This is a genomic window from Burkholderia sp. BCC1047 (assembly GCF_902833155.1).
GTDB lineage: Bacteria > Pseudomonadota > Gammaproteobacteria > Burkholderiales > Burkholderiaceae > Burkholderia > Burkholderia sola.
In genome coordinates this window covers 16,414-40,588 of record NZ_CADFEH010000018.1, presented here as the reverse complement: position 1 = coordinate 40,588, position 24,175 = coordinate 16,414, and the positions used below count along the sequence as shown (strand labels likewise).

Sequence of the window (24,175 nt, the reverse complement as noted above, 5' to 3'; positions counted from 1 at the left end):
TTCCCGTTCGCTACCGGAGAGCACGATCGAGATGCAGCTCGCCCCCTGATCCCTGGAATCCTGTTCGGCTTCACGGGCCTGATCGGCATCATCAACCCGTTCGGCATGGCGTTCGTGTTTCTCGAACGCACGCAATCGCTGACCGAAGCCGAACGCGCGGTGCTGTCGAAGCAACTCGCGACGAACGTGTTCTTCACGCTGCTCGCGATCTTCTTCGTCGGCGCGCCGGTGCTGAACTTCTTCGGGATCTAGATGGAGGCGCTGCGGATCGGCGGCGGCTTCGCAGTGGCGGTGGCTGGCTGGTCGATGCTGAATGCACCGGACGTACCGGCCGGCGGCGACGTTGCTATGCACTGTGACGATCTGCAGAAGCTGATGTCCCGCGCGTTCTTTCCGTTGACGGTGTCGCTGACGAGCGGCCCCGGCTTGATCGCGGCCGGCATCGCGCTGCATGCCAATCGTGCGCATACGGCGAGCGACTATCTGTTCTCGGGTGTTGTGCCGGTGGCGGTCGTGGCGCTCGTCGCGTTCGCGATCTGGCAGATCTACAACCGCGCGACGACGCGCGCCCGATATCTGGGCAGCGAAGGGACGAAGGTCGCAATGCGCGTGTTCGCGTTCCTGCTGCTGTGTGTGGGCGTGCAGATCATGCTGACGGGATTGGCCGCGTTCGTGCAGATGCTCGGCGGGCAGGCGCAGTGACGGATCCCCGGCAGCGGCGATTGCACGTCTCATAAGCCGGCCCCGATCTTAGATCGTGCCCTTTTTATAGGGATGCGCCGGAAACCATCAAGGTTGACGCAATGGAGCGTCTCGCCGGCTGCTCAGCCTATCGGTGCCGTTCCCCGTCTTTAACGCATGTGCCTCGCAGATTTGCACCGGGCCGTGGCAATGCTCGTCGAGCGTAGTCCCTAGACGTTGTGCGCTGTGCCCGCTCGGTGCAACTGACGCCCCCTGCGCGCACGACATGAGACCGGAGGGAACGCCACGCGGTGCCCCTCTAGGCCTGTTCGATCAGGAACCGTTCGCGTTTTTTCCCCTTGATCCAGCCGGGTTCGCGGCCGCGGCCACTCCACGTCGCACCTGTTTTGGGATCGCGATACCGGGCCGGGATACGACCTTGTCCGACTTGCGTGGCGGATGCGCTGCGCCGAGGCCCGAAGATCTGCTCGGGAGTCACCGCGTATTCCGCCACACGCGCGCGAATTTCCGCGAGAACGATGTCAAGCTCAGCCAGGCGGGCCTGTTCTGCTTGTTGTCTGAGCTGTTCAGCTTTCGCCTTCAATTCGAGATACGTTGGCATCGAATCGACTCCTATCGGATGATCTCGCGTCGCAATCGGAAAAAATCGGCTCGTACGACCGATTAAACCGGCTCGCGAAAGCGAGGGTGCGTGCGTTCGAATGAATTGTCGCGGAAAACCTCACGCTTCTGACCTCCATAGTCTCGTAGTTGACGATGCGTCGTTCTGCAACAAACACTGCATTGGCGGACCGGCGAACGATATGCGGCGACATTGCAAATCGATTGCGTAGCGATTGAGCTGGTTTTTGCGCACGGTGTTCCCGCTTTTGAGTAGGTTGATCCCGTTGCGGCTCAGTGCCAAGGTGATCATGGTCGTGAAGAGGTGGACGCATGAAATGCCCCGAGAAGGCTGACTATACGAACGAGCGGTGTTCGCTGCCGCACGACGAATGCTCGGCGCTGCAGGCGCGCGTGCGGCGAGCAGAACAGGAAGTTGGTCAATTGCACAACCGCCTTGAACTGAAAACCCGGGAACTGGCTGACCTGACCCGGGCAATTGTCAGTTCTTCCGTCAGCCGTTGCGATGCCGAGACGCGCTTGCAACGCGAGCTCCAGGCGATGTGCACGGGCATAGGCGACACTGTCATTCCTATGATTGGTTTACCCCCTCGAGCTGATTCACCCGGCAAGCTTGTCACGGTCGAATTGCCTTATACGACCACGATCTTGCATGTGTTGTTCGAGAGCATGTTCACGTTTTGGGCCGATTGTGATCCTCGACGCCTGCCCAAATCGTCGACCGTGGCGCGCGCCATCGACGAGCGCCTTGGGTTTTCTGCTCAGACCAATGGCGAAGCGTCGCGCAGTGCTCAGGCATATGCATCTGCGATTCGGCCGGACTGGGTGAAAGATGCCGATCGCCGACATCATCGCTCAGGCGCACGCGTGTAGCGGGTTCGCGCCCGGCGGGCGCGTTCAAACCGGACACGGCGCGGCCGCATCAGTTTCTGGTTAGAAACGGTGTTCGGCGCCGTCCAGCGGCTTTGATCAACGGCCGCTGGTATGGGGTGGAGGTACTGACATCGAAAGTGCCGCTCACGTGTGACGGGCGCCGAACCATGTCACTGCAGCCAAAAGCTCGTGAGCGTCACACCCCAGGTTCGTGAACGTCGATCGGGTGATCTCGATTGCACCGGTCAGGTAGGCTGGACGACCTGCGGTTTCGACAGTGTTGACGAGTTGGAGCGCCAGACCGCAACGCTGGTAAAGCCGTGCCACGGCGCGTGTCATGGCACCGATGACGCATGTTGCGCCCAGTGACGCGGCGATTGCGAGAATCGATGGAAACAGCTGCATTCCAGTTGGTGCGCGCATGGTTGGGTTTGCCCCGCAGCGGGCGGCAAACCGCGACAGCTCCCAGACCGTTGGCGCGCATGGCAAGTGCAGAGCCGCTGAAGGTGCGCACAGTGTCTGGAGCAAATACGGCTGTGTGGTCGGTATCAACCGAGCACACCCGCAAATGTGCTGAGCCTGATCGACCGCGACAACGTGAATCGTACGACCGTGATCAAATTGATCCCATTCGGTCAGGCTGGTCGCGTCCGCTCCGGGTAACTGCCAACCCAGTCGACCTACGAACACGTCGTATCGGAACACGCCGAGGCGTCGATGCATCATGGTTGGCATGTCGTCGAAACTGCCAGCGAAGATGGATGGCACGATTTTCCCCTCACACAAAATAGCCGATGCCACGCTATCGAGCGCGTGAGGTGAGGGGAACTAGTTAGGTGGGGAGGTGCGACGCCAATGAAGTTGACAGGACGCCGGTCGCGAGTCGCCCTCGCGATGCATGAGATTGTGCGGGCACGCGCAGGTAAGCCCGAATGTGCTGATGGCGCCACGCGTCCACAATGAGGCCGGTCGATGGTGGGGCGGGCAGCAGGAACTGCCGCAGACGGTCCTCCTGCCGCTTACACCTGGATCAAGCCGGTTGTGACGGCATGCACAGCTGCCGCGGTTCGACTGTTGATGCCCAAAATCTTCATTGCTTCGGCGATGTGGTAATCAACGGTATGGGGCGATATGCCGACGATGGCGGCGATCGCCCATGACGATTTACCCCGGGCAACCCACGCAAGGCACTCTTGTTGGCGCGGGGAGAGTTCAAGCGCTGGCTCAGGCCGATGGGGCTTCATCAATCGATGGGGCTCTTGGTGAAAGAGCGCGCCTATTAAGCTCGCGAGCCGCATGTGGACTTCTGTCTTGATCTCCGGTGACGGACTGGCGAGATTCACTAGCAGGATGTCGCCGTTGGTCTCGCGAAGCGGGATACTCACGCCACTGGTTAATCCCGCGTCGCGTGCCTCACCGAGCACGCGTTGCTCGATGCGATTCAAGCCTCTGATGTCGGCCCATCGATAGGGTGTGGCACGGGCAAACGCCATTCGATGGACCGGATCGACCGGACCGTAGTCTCGTTGCGCGTAATGGGCGACCCAATGATCCGGATAGCGTGCGCAAAGCGTCTCGACCGCCATCGCCCGGCCGTTTCCCGTGCGTCTTCGTGAGACTCGGCTGATGGCAAAGCGCGGGAAGCCCAACGAAGCGGACACGTCACCGAACAACTTCAGCAAAGACGACAGGTCCACGGTATTGACAAAGGCAGTGGCCAGCGGCGTCCATCGGCTGGCCAGGCTTGATGTTAAAGGCAGCGGTACGGTGGGCGGGTTACCCGCGCCGCGTTGACAGACTCGATCCACTGGGGCCCTCTCGCAGGAACTTCGCGCACTGGCACACGGCGCGATGGCCGTGCGTGCGTCGTTTGGGTTTGAAGTAGTACAGTGCATGGCGATTGCGCTGGCGCGTGTTCTGCTACTGGCCGCTCGATGCGCCATGCAAAAAGCAAGTGTAGTCGCTTGCAGTCATATCACAGCCATAAAAATGTAATGTTTTGATACATTGACCCGCACGCTCGCGTATATCACGTCGATGCGCAGTTGCATGGTATGAGGCCATGGGCTTCCGGAGCCGATCGGGTGTGGAGTGTGCGCATCTAATGAATCAGCAATGCGGCAGCTGAAAATCCCCCTACGCCCTGCGCATAGAGCACCACGGGGGCGCCTTGCGCGATTGCGCCACAGTCGACCAGGTTGATAAACGGATCGCTTACGGTAACGTGTGCGATACGGGAAAAATTGTGCGCGAAAAGGCGTTCGGGTGGCAGCCCCATCGATTGGACGAGACGCCGCCACACAGGCTGATTCAGATGAGGCGGCAAGATGCGATCGAGCTCGGTGAGCGCAATGTGTGCATCCTGGGCGACTTGCGTGATGAGCTTTCGCGCGACAAGCTGGTACTGCGCAAGGAAACTCGCTTCGGCCTGTCCTAGCATTCCGCGCCAGCCGCGACCGCTCGCATGCGTGGCCAGTGCGACGAGGCGATTGGTGCGCGCCTGCCGCTCGATCAACGCGGCGAATGCGCCGTCGCCGAGCAGCCCTGACGCGCCCATCGCGCGTTCGGTTTCCATAGGCATCACGTCCGCCCCGACGAGCAGTACACGACGGACGGCGGGATGGGCGATGAACATTGCACGAATGATGCGCAACGCACCGAGCGAGGACGCACAGTGTTGCTGGGCAAACGAGAACGACGGGATGCCGACAAGGCGAAAATACTCGCATAGCTGCCGCGGCAAAGATACCGGCGGTGGGGCGATGCTGCCCTGCAGCGTATGAGTGTAGACCAGGCAGTCGATTGACTCGCGGGCGATTGATGCATTGCGCAGCAGCGAGTCGACCGCTTGAATCGCGAGGCTGAAGGAACTTTGCCCGCGTGCCACGTGAAAATTGCGTACGCCGGCCTGCTCGAGCTTTGCCACCACAGTCTCGGATTGACCGGTGCGACGTGCCCAGTGGCGAACGCAGTCGACATGTTCCGGAAGATGGTAAGCCACACACGGGATGCCGATTGAGGTGTCTACCATGAGGAGTTCGCGCCAAGGGAGCGCGCGAGCACAGGCGCACTATGTGCGTCGAGTAGCGCGCAACCTACATAGCCGCACGGGGCGATATTCCACAGCAAAAGGGTGCCTTGTGACGGGAAGGTATGCGTCTGGGCCATGCTCGTCAATTGTTCGATCGAATCCGCTGCACCGAGATTCGCATCGTGCGTGCGCACGCCTGTAAGCGAGGCGATGCCCAGTTCCTGCTGCAGTGCGGCTGCAAGCGCGCACGTGTGGCCTTGTCCGACGGCGGTGACGTCGCACGGGGCAATCGCGTGTTTTGCGAGCAGCGCGGCGATCCATTGCAGCATCGTTTGAAGGTGATGTGAGTCAGGATGCGCGTGGTGATTTGACGAGTCGCCGCTTGGTGCCGGACAAGGATGGGTTTGTGCGTCGATGAGATGCAAGCCGCGCGTGCTCGCATCAAAGCGTTCCAGAAGGAGGGCCGCGGCTGCGTCCCCTTGCAGTGGGCCCGTTCCAGTGTGGCGAGAAAACGGTGCCACCCACTTCTCTGCGGCAACAATCAGGATCGTATGTAGGTCGCGTTCGGCGACGAACAGGTCCTGCGCCAGTCGTAAGGCCGTGAATGGGGCAGTGCTGCCCTGCTGCGAAATCGAGAACGAAAAACATGGGCTGTCCGGGGCGCCTACGACGCTTGCCAGACGCCCCGCGGTTGTTGTGGAGATATGTTCGTCAACACTGCAGTGGCAAAAAATGATGACGTCAACCGGCGCGACAGCGCGAGGCCGAGCGCCACAGATCGCCCGCGTGACGCATGCCGCAAGCCCAGACAGATCGGTGGTGTGGGCGACCGGCGCACGCAGGGACCTATCCCCCGGACCGATACGAGGCACTGCTGTCGGCCCGAACGGTGTGCATTCGGTACGCCACAAGGCCATCCATGCATCCCAGCCGGTAAGCGGCCTCGTCGCGGTGGGCTCCATGACCGATACCTGTTCGTCGAGCGTCATGACGGGCGGCACATAGGAGCACAGTGCGGTGACGATCGGGAGCATCATATTGGCGTCGGGTAGCTTAGATCGCGCGGGAGCAGGTCGTAGAGCAGACGCCCCATGCGTTGGCCGTCGATGACATGGCAGTCGCGTTGCAAACCGATGAGGCGAAACCCCAAACGTGCGAGCAGTCGCTGTGATCGAATATTGCGTTGCGCCGCCCACGCACCAATGCAATGCAGTTGATCACACTCGAAACCTTCTCGAAGCACCTGTCTCGAAGCTACGAGCGTCATGTTCGCGCATGCGGCGCGCGTGGGGTCGCGCAGCACCCAGAAGGAGCCGAGACCAAACCGGTGAGTAACATCGCTGATCGCGACCAGTCCGCTTGGGCGGTCCGTGCCGCGTACGCCAAATACGCGTAGCCGATGTCGATCACTTTGCGCCATCGCCTGGACCGCCAGTAAGGAAAGCGATTGTCGACCGAGCCCGAAGTCAAACCACTGCGCAATGGCCGGACGCGCAAGCCAATCGGCGATATCGCGCATATCGTCGCGATTTGCCTCGCGCAGCCAGCACTCATGTGGCGACGTCGCGGATCTGGCCCAATGGCGTTCGCACAAGTGGCGATGGTGGGAGTATTGGTGCGCATTCATGCCGATGCGCCAGCGGTTGAGTCGAACGTATGTGGAGCCGTGAGCTGAGCGAGCGCCGTATCGACACGCATGAGCAACATCGCGAACCAGTGACATGTCGTCAGGCGCGCAGCGGGCGGCAACCCTGAGACATAGCCGTGTGCGCCGCAAAATTGAACAAGCTCATGGGTGAGCTCCATGGATTCGGCTGCAATGTGACGGACCAGCTGTCGCACGAGCGCGGTTGATATGTTCGGCTCGGCAAGCGTGAGCGCACGCAAGAAGAGATGCGTGCCTTGCGTTGCAATGAGCATGTCGGCCAGCCGGGTGGCCACGCGTTGATGCAGCATGATCGGCTTGCGAAATGCGCGTCGCTCGGCTCCGTAGCGCAGTGCAAACGCAACGTCGTGCTGCATGGCACCGCTGAGCAAGGCCGACACGTACAGGGCGATGTTGGTGAGCCATGTTTGCGACGGAGAATCATTTTGCGCGCCACACTGATCGATCGAGGCGAGTGGGGCGGCGCACAGTGTGCCGTTGCAGCGCCATTGCTCGAGAGAAAGAGCGCCAAGCACAACGAGGCAGCGGCGGCATGCGTGAGCGTCCCCATGGGCCGAGTCGATGAGGGCGAGACCGCGGGCGTGCGGTGTGAGCATCAGTGGTGCAACGGGCGCGCAATCTTGATCGTGCAGATGCCAGAGCGTGGCGGCGTGAAAATCTGGCACCGTAAGCGCGACCGCGCACGTGCCGTTAAAGTAGTCACCGATGGGATGAGGCGCGAGCGCGTCGAGCATGTCGTATGCGCGCAGCGTCATAAGTGCCGGAATGCTCTGAGTGAGTTGTGCGGCGCGTTCAATCGGGCCACAGGCCAACGTACTTACAATGCCGCACAGATCGTGCTGGCCGATGGCCATACCACCCAGGGACGTCGGCAAAATCATGGTTCCCAGATCCAGCGAGCTTGCATGTGTGACGATATCGCGCCAGCCCGCTTGCGACGGCGGGGCAGCGAGCAAAGGCTCGAGCTGGTCTCGAGCGAAGCGTTGGCAGGCGGTGACGAGTGCGCGCTGATCGTCAGATACGGTCCATGTGGGCGGCACCAGATCGGACGATGACGGTATAGGGTTGCGCATCATGGCTCTCTCCGTATTGGGTGTGAGTCACCGGTGTCAGACGAGCATCTCGATTGCTTCGGGATGACCGAGGAAATCCCGGGGACTTGCCGAGCGCGCGTAGGCGCCCGATTGCAGAACGACAACGAAGTCGCCAATGTGAGCTTCGGGGAGCAGCACGTCGTCGACGATGCGATCAAGCGGAGTGCACGAGCAGCCGACGATGTGACATCGCTCAGTCGGTGTATCGCCGAGCCGATTGCCGAGTACCACTGGGAAATTGCGGCGCAGTACCTGCCCGAAGTTGCCGGAGGCCGCGAGGTGGTGGTGCAGGCCGCCGTCGGTGACAAGGAAGGTGGTTCCGCGTGAAACTTTTCGATCGATGACGCGGCATACATAGGCACCGGCCTCGCCGACCAGGTAACGCCCAAATTCGAGCACGGGGCGCACACCGGGCAAAGCGCGTTGCATGCGCGAGAGCCAAGCGTGCATTGGCTGGGCGACGGCATCGAGATCGAGCGGTACTTCGCCTTCGAAATAGGGAATGCCAAAACCGCCGCCCAGATTCACGTACCGGGGCGGCAGTGGCAAATCGGATGCGAGCTTCATGACGAGCTCGGCACTGCGCCGCTGTGCTTCGACGAAGGTAGCCGGGTGCAGGCACTGCGAGCCCCAGAAGACGTGAAAACCCGCCAGCGTCACGTCACATGTGCCCAGTTCTTGCAGTAGTGCCGGAACCTGTTCGGCGTCGATGCCGAACTGAGTCGCTCCCCCACCCATGCGCATGCCGGCGTGCGTGATCTGAAAATCCGGGTTCACGCGAATTGTCACGTTTGGGCGCAGGCCCAGCTCCCAGCCAAGGGCTGCCACCAGATGCAGTTGCGTGAGCGATTCGATATGCACGTTCACGCCGCTGGCGACTGCACACCGTAGCTCTTCACGTGTTTTGCCCGGACCTGCAAAGCCGATCTGATCAGGCGGCATGCCTGCGTTGAGCGCCAATGCCAACTCGGAGCCGGAGGCCACGTCAAAGCGGTCGATTCGCATGGCCAGATGGTGTACGACAGCAGGCATTGGGTTGGCCTTGATCGAGTAATGCAACTGTATCGACGCCGGCAGTTTTGCACGCAACTGGCACACGCGGGCATCGATTGCGGCGCGCGCATAGACGAAAAAGGGTGTGGAACCTGCACGATTGGCAAGCCGTGTGACGTCGATACTGTCGGCGAACAGGACGTCATGGCGGCGGGTCAATGATCGATTCATATTGGCCTCGCTTGGTTGTTCGGCGCGCTCACGAGTGCGTCTCGCAAGGCCACGCGATCGAATTTGCCGTTGGCGTTGCGGGAGATGTCCGTCTGAACGATGATGCGATGCGGCACCATGTAGCTGGGCAGGCGTTGCTTGCACCACGACAGCAGCGTTTGGGCGAGAAACGGCGTGACTGCCGGCACGACGACCAGCGTGATCGTCGCGCCGAGCGCATCATCGGGTACACCCACGGCGGCGACTTCGGAAACAAGACCACTTTCGTGGATGATTTCCTCGACTTCTTCCGGGCTAATCCGGTAGCCGTAACTCTTGATTTGCGCGTCGTTGCGCGCAATGAAATACAGAAAGCCGTGCGCATCGCGTCGCACAAGGTCTCCAGACCAGACCGCAGTGTCCGGCGCAGCCCCGCCAGGCTTTTGCTCGGGAGAGGGACGATAGCGCTCGGAGGTTCGCGCTGGATCACCCCAGTAGCCCATCGTGACGCACGCGCCGACATGTACGAGTTCGCCGGGTTCATCAGGCGCACACGGCGAACCATCGGGGCGCACGACCAAGATGCGTGCATTTGGCACGGCCTTGCCGATCGAGTCAGGGCGGTGATCGACTTCGGCCGGGTCGAGGTAGGTCGAGCGGAACGCCTCGGTCAGACCATACATGAGGTAGGGTTTGGCCTGCGGAAACAGCGCGCGCAGGCGTTGCAGTACTGCCTTGGGCATGCGGCCGCCAGTATTGGCAAAGTAGCGCAGCGTGGTGCGCGCTGCATCGGGCCAGCGAGCATGGGCCAGTTGCATCCACAAGGGAGGCACGCCCGTGATCGCGGTGATACGCTCACGCGCGCAGGCCTCTATCACGTCTTGTGGGCAGAGATAGTTGACAAGGACAGCGGCGGCGCCGCGTGCCCAAGCCGACGTGAGCTGGCTCAGGCCTGCATCAAAGCTAAGCGGTAGTACGGCCAGGATTCGATCGGCGCGCATATGGTTCAGATAATGAGCGACGCTCCACGCACCTTCGAGCAGGTTGCGGTGGCTGAGCATGACGCCCTTGGGTCGCCCCGTCGAGCCGGATGTATAGAGAATGGCCGCGAGGTCCGTGTCAATGCCCGATGTCGGGACATCGGATGCTTTTCGTTGCGTGTCGACAGCGTCCCGGGCGAAGCACTCACTCCAACGCTGGACCCGTACAGTCCCGTCGTATATAGGTGCCGTTTCATCGTGGGCATCTGTAAGGATTGTGTGGGTGAGGGCGAGCGGCCCGTTCTCAGCCAGCAAGCGTGCACGCATCGCGCTGGTAATCAGGCAGATCGCGCCGCAGTCGTGCAGGATATGTGCGACCTGTTGCGGTTTGAGCAGCGGATTGATCGGCACAAAAACGCAGCCCGCGGCGGCAATACCGAGCAGCGACACGACGGTTTCGATGCGCTTGTCCAGAAAGACGCCGATACGTGCGCCAGGCGCGATGCCGAGCGAGGCGATTGCGTCGCCAAGTGCACATGCGCGCTCGACAAGTTCCTGGTAGCTCAGGCGGATATCGCCGAAGACGATCGCGTGCGAATCGGGTGCCTGATGTGCGGTTGCCTGCACGAGGTCAAGTATGTTTCGCATGGTGTGGAATGGAGTCGTCGTGTTGAGGAAGATGCTCGGTGGTCGTCAATGACGAATCACCAGGGCGCCGAAGCAGCCGGCCATACCGCTGGAAAAAAGCAACGACAATTCACCGGCCTGCTGGTTGCGACAGGTCTCGAAATTGATGAACGGATCCGCACCGAATGCGTGGCCGACCGTGCCGAAATTCGCGGTAAATAGCCGCGCCTCGGGAATGGTGAGCATTCCCATCAAGCGTGCCCAGCCGGGTAGATTGACGTGGTGAGGCAGTACGTGCGCGATGTCGTTGGGTGCGATGTTTGCCTGGCGAATAGCTGCGCGCATGGTGGTAAAGGCCGACCAGTAGTACCGATCGTCGGGAATCGGCTGCAAGGTGTCGTCCGTACCGCGAAAGAAGCGCGCATCGGTATATAGATGCAAGCTGGCGATGACGTTGTGTTCGGCCCCCCGTTCAAGTAGCAACGCGCATGCGCCGTCGCTATGCAGCGCCAGGTCCCCAATCGCGCGAAGTCGATCGCAGCCCGAACCAATGATATCCGCACATACGATGATGGCGCGCTCGATAGTGGGGTATCGCGCCGCAAGCGCGAGCAGCACCCGGATGGCTGCCATCGGAGACACGCACTGCTGCTGCGTGACGGAAAACGTCAATGCCCGGTTTAGTCCGCAATGGTGTTGAATGTAATGGGCTGTACTGGCAGGTGGCGCGAGCGCGCTCGTCTGTATCGTATGCGTGTGAATAAGGGCATCGACCGTTGAGCGTGGTATTGCGGTTTCGCGCAAAAGTGTCGTGATAGCACGTACGGCCAGATTTGCTGGGGACTCGCCCTCGGCGTCGTGGAACTGCCCCACACCGTGATCGCGCAGTGCACGAGCGCTCGCGTCAGACAGACCGCAACGTTTGACCCACTGATTTACGTGTACGGTTTGAGCCGGCAGACTGTGGGCGACCGCGGAAAGCGAGAAGGGACTCGTTCTCATGATGGCGCTTCGCAGAATTGAAGAATCGCACAGGCGACTTGGCCGTGAAATCCCGTAGACCATATAAGCAGATGTTGGCCATCGCGCGGCGAGACAGCCCGTGTGAGGCTATCAAGACGCGCAGGTGTGTGTGCTGCGCAAAGGTGGCCGGGCGAGTCATCTGCGAGCCAGATGCGCTCGAGCGGCAAGTCACCGTGCGTGCGGATACTGCGCAATAGTCGGTTGTCCGTCTTCGCTGGGACAATCCAGTCCATTTGTGTGGCCTGACAGGCAGCTCGTGCCAGCGCCTTGTTGATGGCGCCCATAAGCGTGGCGGAATCGACAGGCGTTGCGATGACGCTGGAGCTGCTGGGCGTAGCCGGCGTACAGATGGTTAGGCCGCGCACGCGCCAGCCAGGTGACGGATGGCGTGTCACGAGAGCGGCAGCGGCTCCATCGGCGAGGAGCGTGTGTAAGTGAACGTGCCGAGAAAAGGGGGGAAGCCAGCGCTCAGCCGCGACAATCAGGACGGTATTGAGCTCTGGGTCGACATCCATCATGGCGAGCGTGAGATCGAGCGCCGTTGCAAACGAGACGTCCTGAAGCTGCCCGATCGCGAATGGCGGCCGACGCGATGCGAGCTCGTGATGCAAACGTCCCGCACAGGACAATGCCAGATCATGTTCGAAGCTGGTCGAGCAAACGATGATTTGGTCTGGCGGGGGAAGTTGTGAGGCACCGTCATACAACAGGCGTGCCGCGCGTAGTGCCATGTCGGACAGTGAGAGATTCGACTCGGCTACGACGAGCTCATCTGAAAGCGCAGGCGGCGAAGGCGCCGTTGGCGCGCGTTGGGGCTCACATTCATCACGCCAGCGCAGTGTGTCGCCATAGACCGTTTGCATCACGGAATCAAGGGGGCATTGCCGCAGTGGCGAGCTCACGTCGGTGCGTGTAGGGTGCGCGCTGCGTGCGAATGGAATGTACTGAGCGGTGGCGACGATCCTGGGAGCCGGGGCCCTGGACTCAGTTCGAGGAAACATGGGAGGCGACGAATGCAACCAGGTTGTCGAATCGCAGGAAGAGGTCGCTGCTCAGATCTTCGGGGTCAAGCGCAAACTTGAAGCGCTGCTCCACTTGCAGCAGAAGCTCGGTCATGTTCATTGAATCGACACCAAGGTCGAAGAGGTTTGTGTCGCCCTCGATGAGCTCGGCGCTCAGATGCGTGCCGAGCGTTGACAGCAGACAGGATTTGAGCGCGGTAGCAATATCGTCAGGGCGATTTGATACGGAATTGGATGTCATGAACGTCTCCGGTATGAAGGGCAGGTGAGGTCATGCACGCGGCAAGGCGGCCGAATGTGCAAGCGCGTCTGAAGTGGATTCCCACGGCAATTGCGGCGCGCGTTGGGCAGCGCGGGCGATCATCAGCCGCTGCATGTCGCCGGTGCCCTCCATGATGTCGAACGCCTTGGCGTCTCGGCAGCATTGTTCTAGCGATGGACAATGCGCGATACCGCCGAGCCCAACGAGCGCGAGTGCGGTTCGAGTGACGTGGGCTGTCACGCGTGCGGCGTATGCCTTGGCCATCGAGGCGTGCATGGCGCTCGGATGGCCCTGATCTGCGAGCCATGCTGCGTGATGACAGAGCAGGCGCGCAGTCGTGATATGCCGGTCGAGATCCAAAAGATGCACGTCGACGTCGCCGGGACTGCATCGCAGGTCGGCCGGATGTGAGCCTGATTCGAAATAGGTTGTGAGTTCGTCACGTACCCGTCGACACGTGCCGACCATCACTGCGGAGAGCAGCGGCCGAAAATAGTCCCATGACCGTTGCGCGCCGGAAAACGCATCGCTCAATGGCGCGTGGTCGTCGCGCGTGAGGCAAGCATCGTCAGGCACTTCGCAATCGCTGTACGACAGCACGGCCAGTTGGCTGACCCGCAGCCCGGCCATATGTTCGACACGCATGACCGAGAACCCCGGAGTGTCGTGCTCGACGCGAAATGCCCGGATGCCGAAGCGGCCCGCGTTGCAGTTGATCGTTGCGAATGTGATGATCGTGTTCGCGCGTGCGCCGTTCGTGATGAAACATTTGGTGCCATTAAGCACCCAGCCGTGCGCGGTTTTGCGGGCCGACGTTCGCATGGCTGTTGCGTCGGACCCGCAATCGGGCTCCGTAATTGCAAACGCACCCCAGCGTGGCGCGTCGTTGTGAAAGCCTGCGAAGAATGCTGCCTGCTGCTGTTCGTTGGCGAGCGCGAGAACCGGAGGCATGGCAAGTCCTGGGCCGGGCAGGGCCAGCGCGAGCGCGGCGTCCGCGTAGCCCAGATATTCCATCAGCATCACGCGTGAGACGAGCGATTGCACCCCGGGACATCCCCCGAATTGGCTCGGCACGAGATTCAGATTCAAAGCGCGGACCGTATCGCCTTGCCAGAACGTTGCAGGAATTTGTCCGGTACGATCCGCTTCCTCGCGATGTGCGCGTATTTGCGCGTATAGGCGATCGAGATCCAGCCCGAAGGCGGCCAGGGCCGCCTTGAGCGTTGCGACTTCGTGGTGAGGTTGCGATGTGTGCAGAGCGTCTGGCATGTCCGATCGTTCCGATTGGCGCACGTGCGGCGGGCGATGGTGCGGCACGGACGACACGCTCGCGCGGCGTTCATGCCATCTGACATGCAGCGTAGGCATCTGAGGGAGGGTTTGCTACCTCCCAACCTAGGGAGGGTGGCGTTGGGTGAGGCCGGCCACGGATTTTCGCCAGCGGCGACAGGGATGCCCGATAATGCGCCGATATTGGATGACGCTGGCCAACCACGGACGTGACTAACATGGTAGGACGACAACGAGCAACGCGTAAAACGCAATCTATGCCGCCGGACAAACGCGGCCCGCGTACGACCAAGCGGGGCGATCAGGTGGCCGAGCTGATCAAGGGTTGGATTAACGACGGGCGGGTGCGTCCGGGCAAGCGCCTGAACAAGGAAGCTGAGCTACAGCAGATGTTCAACGTGAGCCGCGGCTCAATGCGTGATGCGCTCAAGGCACTGGAAGTGCAGGGACTCGTGAGCCTCAGTACAGGCCCCGAGGGAGGTGCCACAATTACGCGTGTGCCGCTTGCGCGGGCGTTCCAAGCACTGCAGAACTATTTGTTCTTCGAGAACGTCACGCTCGAGGAGCTCTATGCGGTGCGACGCACGCTCGAGCCGATTGTCGCTGCTGGCGCAGTAGCGCATTTGACGGATGCAGATTTCGAAGCACTCGAGCGCAGCATTTCAGTGTGTGAGCCATTTGTGGCCGGCCACGAGCAGGCGCTCGATCAGCGCTGCGAGGATATCCATTTTCACGACGTGCTGGCCGCTGCTCATCCGAACGCGTTTTTGCGGTGCCTTTGCCGGATCATCAATCAGATGCTGCACTCGCTGGTGATTGTGGCGGGCAACGTCACGCAGCGTGACTATCAGGCGTTCGGTCGTACGACGCTCGCTGCGCACCGTGCAATTCTCGAGGCTGCACGGCGGCGCGATGCTCCGACAGTGGAGCGCTTGATGGCCGAGCATATGGACGAGGCCGAAGCACAACTGCGGAAAGTACATGCCGCGTTGAGGCAAAAGCTTGTGCTCGACTCCGAACTCGATATGCCGGCGGGCCGAAATCCTCCGTCATGTTGCTAGACGCTAAACAACAGGGGGCCACCGGAACAGGCCGCTAGGGTGCTCGATGAGAGAGTGCTTGCCGGCACTCTGAGGCGTCTGATGATGCTCCGATAGGTGGGACCTGTTCAGCAGTCTGGTTGAGTTCTTCCACTCGCCATAAGTCCCGCAAAGCTTTGGTTACGAAGCAATAAATTTATTGTAATAAATTAGGGTAGAACCCGGTGTTCGCCCTCTCGTATGGTGCAAGCGGCTTCGCGGCAGCGATAGATATTGCGGGTAAACTCTAGCACTGTACGAATTGACGGCGTAGCGCGTCCGATCGTAAATTTAATGATAATAAATAGTGTTCAAGCCGAGATGTGAGAATCGTACGCACGGCAGGCGTCGTTCGTGGATCATCACGACGCGTGCGAGTCTTACGTGGAGCGGCGTTGGTTGGCGAGTCGGTGGACGGTTCGCGAGAGTTGAGTTGCCGGCTCGCGTCGGCAAGGCATTGCGGCTGTTGCCCGAATCTGACCGGCTTAACGAAGGTTTGCGCGCTCTTCTGCGCCTTTGAGTAACTGGGAAAGAGGTGTATCGAGGGCGGCAGAGAGAACGAGCAAAGCGTCAATTTTTGCGGCGATTTGAGCACGCTCGATTAACGAGACCGTGTTCGGATGGACATTGGCGCGCAGAGCGAGACCCACTTGGGTAAGTTTCTTCATCTTGCGACGTGCGCGGATCTCGTTCCCGAGCGCCTCGATAAATTTTGCGGTGGTCATGCGGGCTCGACTGGACGGGGCAGATCGAGTATCGGGGAACGTACGATCAAAAATTCACAACAAATTGTGAATTCCACCTTGCGCGATTGTGAATTCACAATGTATTGTTGGTTTTGGGTGGGGCTGTCGATGTGCCTCGCCGCCAGGAGCGTCAAGCGGTTGCACTGGGCGTGCGCCTCCTGACGGCATGCGCCGAAGACGGGAGTTGCCGGAGTCTTGCTGGACTTCAGAATTTCACTTTGAGGTATATATGATAGGAATGCTAAATATTTTGACCTACGTTTCCGTACTTATACTGGTTTCTCTCGGTCTCGCGATAGTGTTCGGCCTGATGGATATCGTGAACCTCGCGCATGCCGAGTGGGTGACGATGGGGGCTTACACGTTGGCGGTTGCGCAGTCCGTGGGAGGTCAACACGCATTCTGGGCTGCGTTGCTCGCTGCGCCGATTGTCGGCGCGGGTCTCGGTTGGTGTCTCGAGCGCTTTGTCATCCGACTGCTCTATGCCCGTCCACTGGATACACTACTGGCGACCTACGCGGTCAGTCTGATCGTTCAGAAGGCGATCGAGCTCGTCTTCGGCACTCAGCCGATGCTGGTCTATGCGCCGTTCAACGCAACCGTTGAAGTGCCGGGCGGCAACTATCCTGCTTACCGGATGTTCGTGATCGGTGTGGCACTGGCTGTTACCGCTGGATGCTGGGTGCTGTTCACCCGCACGCGTTTTGGTACGAAGCTGCGCGCGGTCATCCAACATCCGGCGATGGCTGAGGCTGTCGGTATCAATACCAGAAGGCTGAATCGGGTGGCCTTTTGTGGTGGCGCCGCGCTCGCTTCGCTCGCCGGTGTTCTGGTGGCGCCCATGGTGTCGGTGGAGTCCCATCTCGGGGTGTCCTATCTTGCCAAGGCGTTCTTCGTGATCGTGCTGGGTGGGATCGGCTCGGTGGCCGGCAGCATACTCGGCAGCGCGTTTGTCGGCACGATCGAGACCTTGCTCAGCTATCGCGTCGATCCGTCGCTCGCGTCGGCGATGGTCCTGATTGTATCGATTGTCCTGATTCGTTTCCGGCCGCAGGGTCTGCTCCCCGGCTTTAGTGCGGCGCATCAGCTTCTCGGAAAGGGGTAAGGCAATGTTCGATCGTCATTTTTCTCGCGCGCGGAATTGGTTGTCACAACCCGCCTTGAGCGGCAGCGATGTGTCTCCGGTTATGACCGGTTTTGCGATCGTTGTGGCCGGCGCGATTCTGCCGCTTGTCGTTGGGGCGTATCAACTCACCGTGATACGCGATGCACTCGTATTGGCGATATTGGCGCTCAGTTATGACCTGCTGTGGGGGCGTGCCGGTGTACTGACGCTGGGTCACACGACCTTCTTCGGCATTGGAGCATACGGCTTCGCCGTGACTACGGTCCAGTTTGGGCAGACGCCGTTAGTCGGATTGCTCGCTGGCCTTGCCTGTGCTGCGGTCGCAGCTGCTGTTCTCGGTTACTTCTTGCTGTATGCAGGGGTGAGGCTGCATTTCTTTGCCATCCTCAGCATGGCAGTGTTGATTATCGCGCAGCAGCTTGCAACGAGCTGGCAGTCGGTGACAGGCGGAGACACGGGCTTGCTCGGTATTCCGGGGCTGTCCTTCAAGCTTGCGGGGCACACACTCGATTTGAGCGGCCCGGTCGCGTCTTGGTACGCCGTCGCAACATTCCTCGTTGTGCTGCTTGCGGTGGTGTGGCTGCTTTGTCGCAGCCGATACGGGAAGGCGCTCGCGGCGATCTCGACGAACGAATGGCGCGCGCTGGCGTGCGGATATCACACGTCCTGGCATCTCCTGTTGATGTTCATGGCCTCGGCGGTGTTGGCCGCGCTGGCGGGCTGCTTGATGGCGGCAGCAGCCGGCGTTGTTGCGCCCGATGTGTTTTCACCGGCATTGGCCACCGAAGTCATTCTCTGGGTTGCCATAGGCGGACGTGGCTCGCTGGGCGGTCCCGTGCTCGCCGCTGTCGGCCTGACGCTACTCAGGCGTGGTGCGTCGAGTTTGAGCACACAGTGGTGGCCGCTTATTCTCGGTGCAGTTTTTCTCGCGTGCGTGCTTTGCTTGCCGAACGGTGTGCGTCTGGGGGGCATGCTCAAGGGACTGCGTCAAATCACTGGAATATCACTCAAACGCATGCCGCGCTCTTGTGCGCAGCGCGTCGAAGGAGGGTCGTGATGAACGCGCCGATCATCAAAGGTGTCGGGCTGTACCGTGCATTTGGCGGCATTAACGCGATTGCGGGCGTTGACGTAGAAATTGGCGCGCGAGACTTGCTTTGCGTCATCGGCCCGAACGGCGCTGGAAAAAGCACGCTGGTTGGGCTGATGTCGGGCGCGATTGTGCCTGAGGCTGGCGAGCTGTATCTGGCGGGCGAGCGAATGACCGGTCGACCGATGTATCAATACTGCAGGCGTGGCGTCGTACGGAAATTCCAGGGAACGAATGTCTTCCAGACGATGAGCGTACGCGAGAACCTCGAAGTGGCCGCGCTCGGTGTGTCGAATCGACAGGCGTTTTCGACGCGGGACCTCGATGGCGTTCTCGAGCAAATCGGCCTTGCCGTGCAAGCCGACATGCTGGCGATGCATCTGCCACACGGCGAGCGCCAGTGGTTGGAAATCGGCATGGCCATGATGTGTCGCCCCGCATTGTTGTTGCTCGACGAGCCCGCTGCGGGTTTATCCGCCACTGATGCTCAGCGGCTTGTGCATCTCATCCACCGCCTGCGTGAGCAGTGTGCGGTACTTGCCATCGAACACGACCTGCGTTTCGTGCAGTCGCTTGATTGCGAGACGTGGGTTATGCACCGCGGCCAAATCGTTCGCCAAGGGCGCTACGACGATATTGCGAAGGACGAGGAAGTCCGACGCATTTATCTGGGGCAGGGGGCAAGTCATGCTGCACATTGAAAATCTGTCGGCCGGATACGGCGACGTCGCTGTCTTGCACCAGATCACGCTTGCCGTTCAGCCTAACGAAGTGGTCGGGGTGCTCGGATGTAATGGAGCGGGAAAAACGACGCTTGTGAAGGCGATCATGGGCTTTTTGCCGCACGTGAGCGGCGGGGTTTGCTTTGGCGAGCACGTCATCAACGGCATGCTCGCGCATGAAATCGCTCGGCTGGGCATCGGGTTGGTGCCGCAGGGGCGATGGATTTTTCCGAAGCTCACGGTGCGCGAGAACCTCATGATGGGAGCCGCGGCGGCCGGCGACGCCGAGATTCTGGATGAGGTGTTCGAGTATTTCCCGGTATTGAAAACGCGGCTCTCGCAACATGGCGGGACGTTGTCGGGCGGCGAGCAACAGGTACTGGCTATCGCGCGTGCGTTGTGTGGTCGACCGAAACTGTTGTTGCTGGACGAGCCTTCTGACGGCGTGCAACCCAATCTTGTCGAGCTGATCGGTGATGTAATCCCGGTGCTGTGCCGTCGCTCGAAGCTGGCGGTGCTGCTTGTCGAGCAGAATCTTGACCTCGTCTTGCGCTGCGCGCAGCGATGCGTTGTGCTCAAGAACGGGCGGCTCGCCCATGCGGGAAAAATCGAACCGCACCGCGGCACGGACAGCGCGCACCCGTTGGCCCAATTCTTGTCACCTGCTGCTGAACGGACGGCTGATTCGCAAGCGGCATTCGTTGAAAGAGAATCCACATGAATCGACGTGACTTTTCGCGATCTGCCCTTTGGGGCGCGCTTGGGGCGTTCAGCGCCGCCGTTTGTCCGAATCTCGTCCGAGCGGCGGCGCCGATCAAGATCGGATTGCTTGCGCCGTTGAGCGGACCACTTACCCGGGTCGGGGAAACCAATCGGCACTGTGCGATGCTCGCCATTGAAGAAATCAACGCTGCTGGCGGACTGCTTGGGCGCCCGCTCGAACTGACCGTCGAAGATACGCAGATGTCGACGGCAGTGACGCTCGAGAAGGCCAGGCAGCTATTGATGCGTGACGAAGTAGCGATGCTCACGGGCATGGTGCTGCCGTCCGAGCGCGAGGCGGCGCTGCAGGCCGCTAAGACGGCCGCGCGTCTTGTCGTCTATCCGAATTTCGACGAGGGTCGCTGTGATCCGCTGTTGTTAAGTACCGGTCTGAGTGTTGCTCAGCGGGTCGAACCGCCCATTACGTGGCTCATGCGTGGTGGTGGAAAGAGTGTCAGCGCGGTCGTCTCGGACGTCGGCAGCAACCGCAAGGTGCTGGTGCCCGCGCTGGAGGCGGCCGTATCTCGCCACGGTGGCCGCTTGTTGAACGTGTACTGGTTGCCGTTCGGCACGCGCGATTACGGTGCCGTGCTTCAACGAATTGCAGCACAGCAGCCGCAAGTGGTATGGCACAGCATCGGCGATGATCCGGTCACGTTTGTCAAACAGTATCGGTCGTTTGCGATGAGGCCGCAGTTGGTCACGGACATCGCGCATGAATCGCTATCGATTGCAACTGCAGGCGCATCAACGGGCGCCATCGGTGTGTCATCGTACTTTATGAGCATCGATAGCGCTGAAAATCGTCGCTTTCTTGCGCGCTACACCGCGCGCGTGGCCGACACCCGTGCGCCGCGGTTAGGCCCCTATGCGGTGATGCTGCCTCACGGGGAATGCACGTACGCGGGCATTCGACTCTTTGCGCAGGCCGCACAAGACGCTGGCAGCGTCGAGGTCATGCATGTCAAGACGGCATTGTCGGGCATTTCGCTGAATTTGCCGCGCGGTAAGACGGGCGTGAGCCGAGCGGGCGATCACGTCACATGCATGACGCGCATCGCTCAGGCGCAGGCGGATAACAGCTTTGCGATTTTGGATTCAGTCGGAACGATTTTACCGACCTGTCAGGGATAAAGCGGTCACGACATTCTGTCATTACCTTGTCTATATCACTAAGGAGTACGATATGAATGATATATCCATGATGAGTGCAGAGACGTTGCTTGTCGAGTATCGACGTCATGCACTGTCGCCGCGTGAGTGTATGGAGGCAGTGCTGGAGCGCATCCAGCAGTTTGATCCGCTCGTGAATTGCATGTGCAGCTTCCATGCAGATATGGCGCTGCAGGCAGCGCGCGAATCGGAGCAGCGCTGGATGCGCGGCGAGCCGCTCGGGCTACTCGATGGCGTGCCGGTATCGGTCAAGGATCTCATCAATGTACAAGGATTTCCGACGCGGTATGGCTCATTGACGAGCCCGGACACCCTGCAACGTAGCGATGCGCCTGCGGTTTCGCGCCTGCGCCGTGCCGGGGCATTGTTGTTCGGAAAAACGACGACATCGGAATACGGCAACAAGATTGTGACGGACTCCCCGCTCACCGGCATTACCCGCAATCCTTGGGATCGGCGCGTGACACCGGGTGGCAGCAGCGGCGGCTCGTCAGTTGCGGTCGCGCTTGGCATGGGTCCTTTGTCGCTGGCTACCGACGGCGGCGGGTCGATTCGTGTGCCGGCGTGCTGGAGCGGCGTCGTAGGCTTTAAGCCCACGTTCGATCTCGTGCCGACCGGCGTAGCCGGCTCCTGGACGCGACTATCCACGCTCGGGCCAATTGCGCGCAATGTGCGCGACGCCGCGTTGATGCTCAGCGTTGCATCGGGAGCGCACGATCCTTTGCGGCCAGAGTCAGATCGCCCGGTGGACTATCGCATTGGACTGGAGCATGGCGTCGCCGGGCTGCGCGTGGCGTATTGCCCTGGGATTGCGGGCGTGACGGTCGACCCCATGGTCGCTGCGAGTGTCGCGCAGGCCGCGGATGTATTCGAGGCCTTGGGTGCGCACGTCGAGCAAGTCAATGTGAAGCCGCTGGCCAATTATCTGGACAGTCGCATGCACGCGATTCAGTGGTCGGTGTTCTTTGCACAACGTGCATGCGCGATGAGCGAGGCGCAACGTGCACAGCTCGACTCGGACGTACAGGTCCTTGTGGAGTCCGGTCTGCAAGTCACCGCGCCAGAACTTGCCGGTGCGTTGCGTGCACGTCATCTGCTGGGTGTCGAGATGGCCGCGTTCTTCGAGCGCTACGACTTGCTCGTGACACCGGTGTTTCACTGCGGCCCATTGCCGGTACCCGGGTTGCCGAAGACACTGCTGACGGCACCTCAGCAGACATCGTGGTGCAACCAGACCGGGCTGCCTGCCGCCAGCGTGCCGTGCGGCCTGCCCGGTGGTTTGCCCACGGGGGTGCAGATCGTTGGGCGTTTGCACGCGGATGCGCTCGTACTGCGTGCCGCACGCGCCTACGAGTCGGCGCGCGGCGCGTTTCCCACGGCGCCCCTGTTGCAGGGCGAGCACGCAGTGGCCACGGAGGTAACCCCGTGAGCATTCAAATCGCAAAGATCGTGGTGCATCTGGTTGAGCGGCGTGCCGAGTTGAACACCGCGATCTATCCAGCACACCGCCAGGCCATTGCAGCTGCGGTCCTGTCGCGGCGGAACTGGCGAATAGATGGTCCTCTTGAGCCTCTGTACGAGTTCGGTGCGGAGCTGGGGACGTCGCTGACCGAGCACGCCCGATGCGCACTGGGCGTGCAACGCGGGGCCATTCAAGGGTACGGCAAGGCCGCCTTGGTGGGCACGGCGGTGCCGCTCGAGTGTGCGGCTGCGCTGTTACATCCACGAATGGGCAAGGCGATACGCGCCTGTCTACCGGGGACTACCTCGCTCATTCCGTCCGTCACGAAGCGCGGCGCCGCAGGCGCATGCCTGGACATTCCGTTGCATGGTGCGGTTGACATGTGGAACTTCGATTACTTCGATACCGCTTCGCTGGTTGTGCCGGATTCTCCTGCGCCGGATGAACTCGTGGTGGCCGTCGCATTGGCCGAGCACGGACGGCCGCTCGCGCGCGTCCTGTCCGCGTAGACGCGTCGCCTCGGTTGCGCGCGATCGATTCGAACAACGAGGAGGAGAACCTATGCGGAAGATAGTTTGGGGCTTGGCGCGCGCTTGCGCTGTTTTGGTTGGAATGTGGGGCATTCCGGGCGTCGTCCACGCCCAGTCTTCGGTATCGCTTTACGGTTTGATCGACGCCTTTGTTGGCGAAACGCATGCGCCAGGCGCGGCCGGCAGTGCCTGGCAGGTAGGCTCAGGCGGGATGACGACGTCATATTGGGGCGTGACGGGATCGGAGGATCTTGGCCACGGCATGAAGGCGGTATTCACGCTGGAGAGTTTTTTCAGAGTCAACGCTGGTCAGCTCGGCTCATTCAATGGTCAGTCGTTCTTCGGTCGCAATGCCTTTGTCGGACTGAGCGGACGCTTTGGGGAGGTGACGATCGGGCGCAATACGGCACCCCTGTTCGTCTCCACGTTGCTCTTCAATCCATTCGGTAACTCGTTCGCGTTCTCGCCGATGATCTCCCACGGATACCTGGGCTCGGCTATGGGGGCGGCTTCCGTGCAAAGCGATACGGCGATCGACAGTTCAGTGTTGTATCAGACACCGGAGGTCGGCGGGCTCTCTGGAAGCCTGCTCTATAGCAATGCGGGTGTGGCCGGCCACACTGGGCAGGCGGACTATAGTGCCAACGTGCTTTACTTCGCCGGCCCGTTTTCGGCAACGGCTGCGGTGCAAAGTTTGCACACAGCTTCGCTTTTTCTTAACGGTGCGACGGCACAAACGGCATGGCTTGTCGGCGGTGCCTATCGGATCTACGCAACGAAGCTCATGTTCCAGTACGAGCGGGTGAGCAACAATAGCAACGTGACCGACGACACCGTGCAGGTGGGAGCAAGCGCGCGATTCGGAATGGGCAGTATGCTGCTGTCGTGGGCAGGCACGCGTCGGCGTCCTGTCACCGGTTCCGGTATCCGGTGGTCGACGTTCGCGTTGGGCTACGACTACCCCCTCTCGAAGCGCACAGACATTTATGCGGCTTGGCGCTATGACACGATTACGCATGCCTCATCAGGAAATGGCCTCGGCGCGGGCGTGCGGATGCGGTTTTGATTTGCTATGCAAACACGTCAAGTCG

Annotated in this window: 24 protein-coding genes and 1 pseudogene; 11 read left to right on the top strand and 14 right to left on the bottom strand. The window is 60.8% G+C overall.

Annotated features, from left to right (window positions below; translation table 11 throughout):
• Positions 1-45 precede the first annotated feature (45 nt).
• A pseudogene (locus HWX55_RS19260) lies at positions 46-702 on the top strand (MarC family protein).
• A 298-nt stretch (positions 703-1,000) separates the two neighbouring features.
• On the opposite strand, the gene HWX55_RS19255 reads toward HWX55_RS19260, so the two are convergent.
• Positions 1,001-1,303, bottom strand: a complete 303-nt coding sequence (locus HWX55_RS19255) for an H-NS histone family protein (protein WP_175976884.1) — start codon at positions 1,301-1,303, stop codon at positions 1,001-1,003.
• Between the two features lie 332 nt (positions 1,304-1,635).
• On the opposite strand from HWX55_RS19255, the gene HWX55_RS19250 reads away from it, so the two are divergent.
• Positions 1,636-2,196, top strand: coding sequence for a hypothetical protein (locus HWX55_RS19250; protein ID WP_175976883.1), 561 nt, complete (start codon positions 1,636-1,638; stop codon positions 2,194-2,196).
• 144 nt (positions 2,197-2,340) lie between these two features.
• On the opposite strand, the gene HWX55_RS19245 is transcribed toward HWX55_RS19250, so the two are convergent.
• From HWX55_RS19245 to HWX55_RS19190, 12 genes are all read right to left on the bottom strand, one after another.
• Positions 2,341-2,964 (bottom strand): acyl-homoserine-lactone synthase, encoded by a 624-nt coding sequence (locus tag HWX55_RS19245; protein WP_175976882.1) that lies wholly within the window; start codon positions 2,962-2,964, stop codon positions 2,341-2,343.
• 251 nt (positions 2,965-3,215) lie between these two features.
• Positions 3,216-4,004, bottom strand: coding sequence for a LuxR family transcriptional regulator (locus tag HWX55_RS19240; protein ID WP_175976881.1), 789 nt, complete (start codon positions 4,002-4,004; stop codon positions 3,216-3,218).
• A gap of 293 nt (positions 4,005-4,297) precedes the next feature.
• Positions 4,298-5,227: a 3-oxoacyl-[acyl-carrier-protein] synthase III C-terminal domain-containing protein gene (locus HWX55_RS19235; RefSeq protein WP_175976880.1), complete on the bottom strand. Its 930-nt coding sequence runs from the start codon at positions 5,225-5,227 to the stop codon at positions 4,298-4,300.
• On the bottom strand, positions 5,221-6,264 hold the full coding sequence (locus HWX55_RS36140) for a 3-oxoacyl-ACP synthase (RefSeq protein ID WP_244140600.1): 1,044 nt from the start codon (positions 6,262-6,264) through the stop codon (positions 5,221-5,223). Before HWX55_RS36140 ends, HWX55_RS19235 begins: the two co-directional genes overlap by 7 nt.
• Positions 6,261-6,854: a GNAT family protein gene (locus HWX55_RS19225; protein WP_175976879.1), complete on the bottom strand. Its 594-nt coding sequence runs from the start codon at positions 6,852-6,854 to the stop codon at positions 6,261-6,263. The genes HWX55_RS36140 and HWX55_RS19225 overlap by 4 nt, the downstream gene beginning before the upstream one ends.
• On the bottom strand, positions 6,851-7,969 hold the full coding sequence (locus tag HWX55_RS19220) for an acyl-CoA dehydrogenase family protein (RefSeq protein ID WP_175976878.1): 1,119 nt from the start codon (positions 7,967-7,969) through the stop codon (positions 6,851-6,853). Before HWX55_RS19220 ends, HWX55_RS19225 begins: the two co-directional genes overlap by 4 nt.
• Before the next feature lie 33 nt (positions 7,970-8,002).
• Positions 8,003-9,211, bottom strand: a complete 1,209-nt coding sequence (locus HWX55_RS19215) for a pyridoxal-dependent decarboxylase, exosortase A system-associated (protein WP_175976877.1) — start codon at positions 9,209-9,211, stop codon at positions 8,003-8,005.
• Complete coding sequence (locus HWX55_RS19210; RefSeq protein ID WP_175976876.1) at positions 9,208-10,818, bottom strand: acyl-CoA ligase (AMP-forming), exosortase A system-associated; 1,611 nt, start codon at positions 10,816-10,818, stop codon at positions 9,208-9,210. Before HWX55_RS19210 ends, HWX55_RS19215 begins: the two co-directional genes overlap by 4 nt.
• A gap of 45 nt (positions 10,819-10,863) precedes the next feature.
• Positions 10,864-11,799, bottom strand: coding sequence for a ketoacyl-ACP synthase III family protein (locus tag HWX55_RS19205; protein WP_175976875.1), 936 nt, complete (start codon positions 11,797-11,799; stop codon positions 10,864-10,866).
• On the bottom strand, positions 11,796-12,683 hold the full coding sequence (locus HWX55_RS19200) for a 3-oxoacyl-[acyl-carrier-protein] synthase III C-terminal domain-containing protein (protein WP_244140599.1): 888 nt from the start codon (positions 12,681-12,683) through the stop codon (positions 11,796-11,798). The genes HWX55_RS19205 and HWX55_RS19200 overlap by 4 nt, the downstream gene beginning before the upstream one ends.
• Before the next feature lie 121 nt (positions 12,684-12,804).
• Positions 12,805-13,083 carry an acyl carrier protein gene (locus tag HWX55_RS19195; protein ID WP_175976873.1) on the bottom strand — a complete coding sequence of 93 codons (279 nt, stop codon included), beginning with the start codon at positions 13,081-13,083 and terminating at the stop codon, positions 12,805-12,807.
• A 30-nt stretch (positions 13,084-13,113) separates the two neighbouring features.
• Positions 13,114-14,373 (bottom strand): acyl-CoA dehydrogenase, encoded by a 1,260-nt coding sequence (locus tag HWX55_RS19190; protein WP_175976872.1) that lies wholly within the window; start codon positions 14,371-14,373, stop codon positions 13,114-13,116.
• Positions 14,374-14,612: 239 nt separating this feature from the next.
• Here HWX55_RS19190 and HWX55_RS19185 point away from each other — a divergent pair, with 239 nt between their 5' ends.
• Entirely contained in the window at positions 14,613-15,455 is an 843-nt protein-coding gene (locus HWX55_RS19185) for an FCD domain-containing protein (RefSeq protein WP_175976871.1), read from the top strand.
• Between the two features lie 503 nt (positions 15,456-15,958).
• Here HWX55_RS19185 and HWX55_RS19180 read toward each other — a convergent pair.
• Positions 15,959-16,198 carry a helix-turn-helix transcriptional regulator gene (locus tag HWX55_RS19180; RefSeq protein WP_175976870.1) on the bottom strand — a complete coding sequence of 80 codons (240 nt, stop codon included), beginning with the start codon at positions 16,196-16,198 and terminating at the stop codon, positions 15,959-15,961.
• A 250-nt stretch (positions 16,199-16,448) separates the two neighbouring features.
• On the opposite strand from HWX55_RS19180, the gene HWX55_RS19175 reads away from it, so the two are divergent.
• Genes HWX55_RS19175 through HWX55_RS19140 form a run of 8 tightly spaced genes read left to right on the top strand, consistent with a single transcriptional unit; the run spans position 16,449 to position 24,150 of the window.
• Positions 16,449-17,324, top strand: a complete 876-nt coding sequence (locus HWX55_RS19175) for a branched-chain amino acid ABC transporter permease (RefSeq protein WP_175976869.1) — start codon at positions 16,449-16,451, stop codon at positions 17,322-17,324.
• Between the two features lie 4 nt (positions 17,325-17,328).
• On the top strand, positions 17,329-18,402 hold the full coding sequence (locus tag HWX55_RS19170; protein ID WP_175976868.1) for a branched-chain amino acid ABC transporter permease: 1,074 nt from the start codon (positions 17,329-17,331) through the stop codon (positions 18,400-18,402).
• Positions 18,402-19,136, top strand: a complete 735-nt coding sequence (locus tag HWX55_RS19165; RefSeq protein WP_175976867.1) for an ATP-binding cassette domain-containing protein — start codon at positions 18,402-18,404, stop codon at positions 19,134-19,136. Before HWX55_RS19170 ends, HWX55_RS19165 begins: the two co-directional genes overlap by 1 nt.
• The gene (locus HWX55_RS19160) at positions 19,123-19,878 is read left to right on the top strand and encodes an ABC transporter ATP-binding protein (protein WP_175976866.1); all 756 of its coding nucleotides are present in this window, start codon (positions 19,123-19,125) and stop codon (positions 19,876-19,878) included. Before HWX55_RS19165 ends, HWX55_RS19160 begins: the two co-directional genes overlap by 14 nt.
• Positions 19,875-21,053 carry an ABC transporter substrate-binding protein gene (locus HWX55_RS19155; RefSeq protein WP_175976865.1) on the top strand — a complete coding sequence of 393 codons (1,179 nt, stop codon included), beginning with the start codon at positions 19,875-19,877 and terminating at the stop codon, positions 21,051-21,053. The genes HWX55_RS19160 and HWX55_RS19155 overlap by 4 nt, the downstream gene beginning before the upstream one ends.
• 52 nt (positions 21,054-21,105) lie before the next feature.
• Entirely contained in the window at positions 21,106-22,521 is a 1,416-nt protein-coding gene (locus HWX55_RS19150) for an amidase family protein (protein ID WP_175976864.1), read from the top strand.
• Positions 22,518-23,063 carry an amino acid synthesis family protein gene (locus HWX55_RS19145; protein ID WP_175976863.1) on the top strand — a complete coding sequence of 182 codons (546 nt, stop codon included), beginning with the start codon at positions 22,518-22,520 and terminating at the stop codon, positions 23,061-23,063. The genes HWX55_RS19150 and HWX55_RS19145 overlap by 4 nt, the downstream gene beginning before the upstream one ends.
• Positions 23,064-23,115: 52 nt before the next feature.
• Positions 23,116-24,150 (top strand): porin, encoded by a 1,035-nt coding sequence (locus tag HWX55_RS19140; RefSeq protein WP_175976862.1) that lies wholly within the window; start codon positions 23,116-23,118, stop codon positions 24,148-24,150.
• The last annotated feature ends 25 nt before the right edge of the window (positions 24,151-24,175 follow it).

Excerpts from the sequence above, each read along its gene's own strand:
- HWX55_RS19205 (WP_175976875.1), bottom strand. The coding sequence starts at position 11,799 with ATGAGAACGAGTCCCTTCTCGCTTTCCGCGGTCGCCCACAGTCTGCCG.
- HWX55_RS19150 (WP_175976864.1), top strand. The coding sequence starts at position 21,106 with ATGAATGATATATCCATGATGAGTGCAGAGACGTTGCTTGTCGAGTAT.
- HWX55_RS19225 (WP_175976879.1), bottom strand. The coding sequence starts at position 6,854 with ATGAATGCGCACCAATACTCCCACCATCGCCACTTGTGCGAACGCCAT.
- HWX55_RS19235 (WP_175976880.1), bottom strand. The coding sequence starts at position 5,227 with ATGGTAGACACCTCAATCGGCATCCCGTGTGTGGCTTACCATCTTCCG.
- HWX55_RS19160 (WP_175976866.1), top strand. The coding sequence starts at position 19,123 with ATGCTGCACATTGAAAATCTGTCGGCCGGATACGGCGACGTCGCTGTC.
- HWX55_RS36140 (WP_244140600.1), bottom strand. The coding sequence starts at position 6,264 with ATGATGCTCCCGATCGTCACCGCACTGTGCTCCTATGTGCCGCCCGTC.
- HWX55_RS19210 (WP_175976876.1), bottom strand. The coding sequence starts at position 10,818 with ATGCGAAACATACTTGACCTCGTGCAGGCAACCGCACATCAGGCACCC.
- HWX55_RS19155 (WP_175976865.1), top strand. The coding sequence starts at position 19,875 with ATGAATCGACGTGACTTTTCGCGATCTGCCCTTTGGGGCGCGCTTGGG.
- HWX55_RS19250 (WP_175976883.1), top strand. The coding sequence starts at position 1,636 with ATGAAATGCCCCGAGAAGGCTGACTATACGAACGAGCGGTGTTCGCTG.
- HWX55_RS19220 (WP_175976878.1), bottom strand. The coding sequence starts at position 7,969 with ATGATGCGCAACCCTATACCGTCATCGTCCGATCTGGTGCCGCCCACA.
- HWX55_RS19190 (WP_175976872.1), bottom strand. The coding sequence starts at position 14,373 with ATGCCAGACGCTCTGCACACATCGCAACCTCACCACGAAGTCGCAACG.
- HWX55_RS19165 (WP_175976867.1), top strand. The coding sequence starts at position 18,402 with ATGAACGCGCCGATCATCAAAGGTGTCGGGCTGTACCGTGCATTTGGC.
- HWX55_RS19195 (WP_175976873.1), bottom strand. The coding sequence starts at position 13,083 with ATGACATCCAATTCCGTATCAAATCGCCCTGACGATATTGCTACCGCG.
- HWX55_RS19255 (WP_175976884.1), bottom strand. The coding sequence starts at position 1,303 with ATGCCAACGTATCTCGAATTGAAGGCGAAAGCTGAACAGCTCAGACAA.
- HWX55_RS19140 (WP_175976862.1), top strand. The coding sequence starts at position 23,116 with ATGCGGAAGATAGTTTGGGGCTTGGCGCGCGCTTGCGCTGTTTTGGTT.
- HWX55_RS19200 (WP_244140599.1), bottom strand. The coding sequence starts at position 12,683 with ATGCAAACGGTCTATGGCGACACACTGCGCTGGCGTGATGAATGTGAG.
- HWX55_RS19170 (WP_175976868.1), top strand. The coding sequence starts at position 17,329 with ATGTTCGATCGTCATTTTTCTCGCGCGCGGAATTGGTTGTCACAACCC.
- HWX55_RS19215 (WP_175976877.1), bottom strand. The coding sequence starts at position 9,211 with ATGAATCGATCATTGACCCGCCGCCATGACGTCCTGTTCGCCGACAGT.
- HWX55_RS19185 (WP_175976871.1), top strand. The coding sequence starts at position 14,613 with ATGGTAGGACGACAACGAGCAACGCGTAAAACGCAATCTATGCCGCCG.
- HWX55_RS19180 (WP_175976870.1), bottom strand. The coding sequence starts at position 16,198 with ATGACCACCGCAAAATTTATCGAGGCGCTCGGGAACGAGATCCGCGCA.
- HWX55_RS19175 (WP_175976869.1), top strand. The coding sequence starts at position 16,449 with ATGATAGGAATGCTAAATATTTTGACCTACGTTTCCGTACTTATACTG.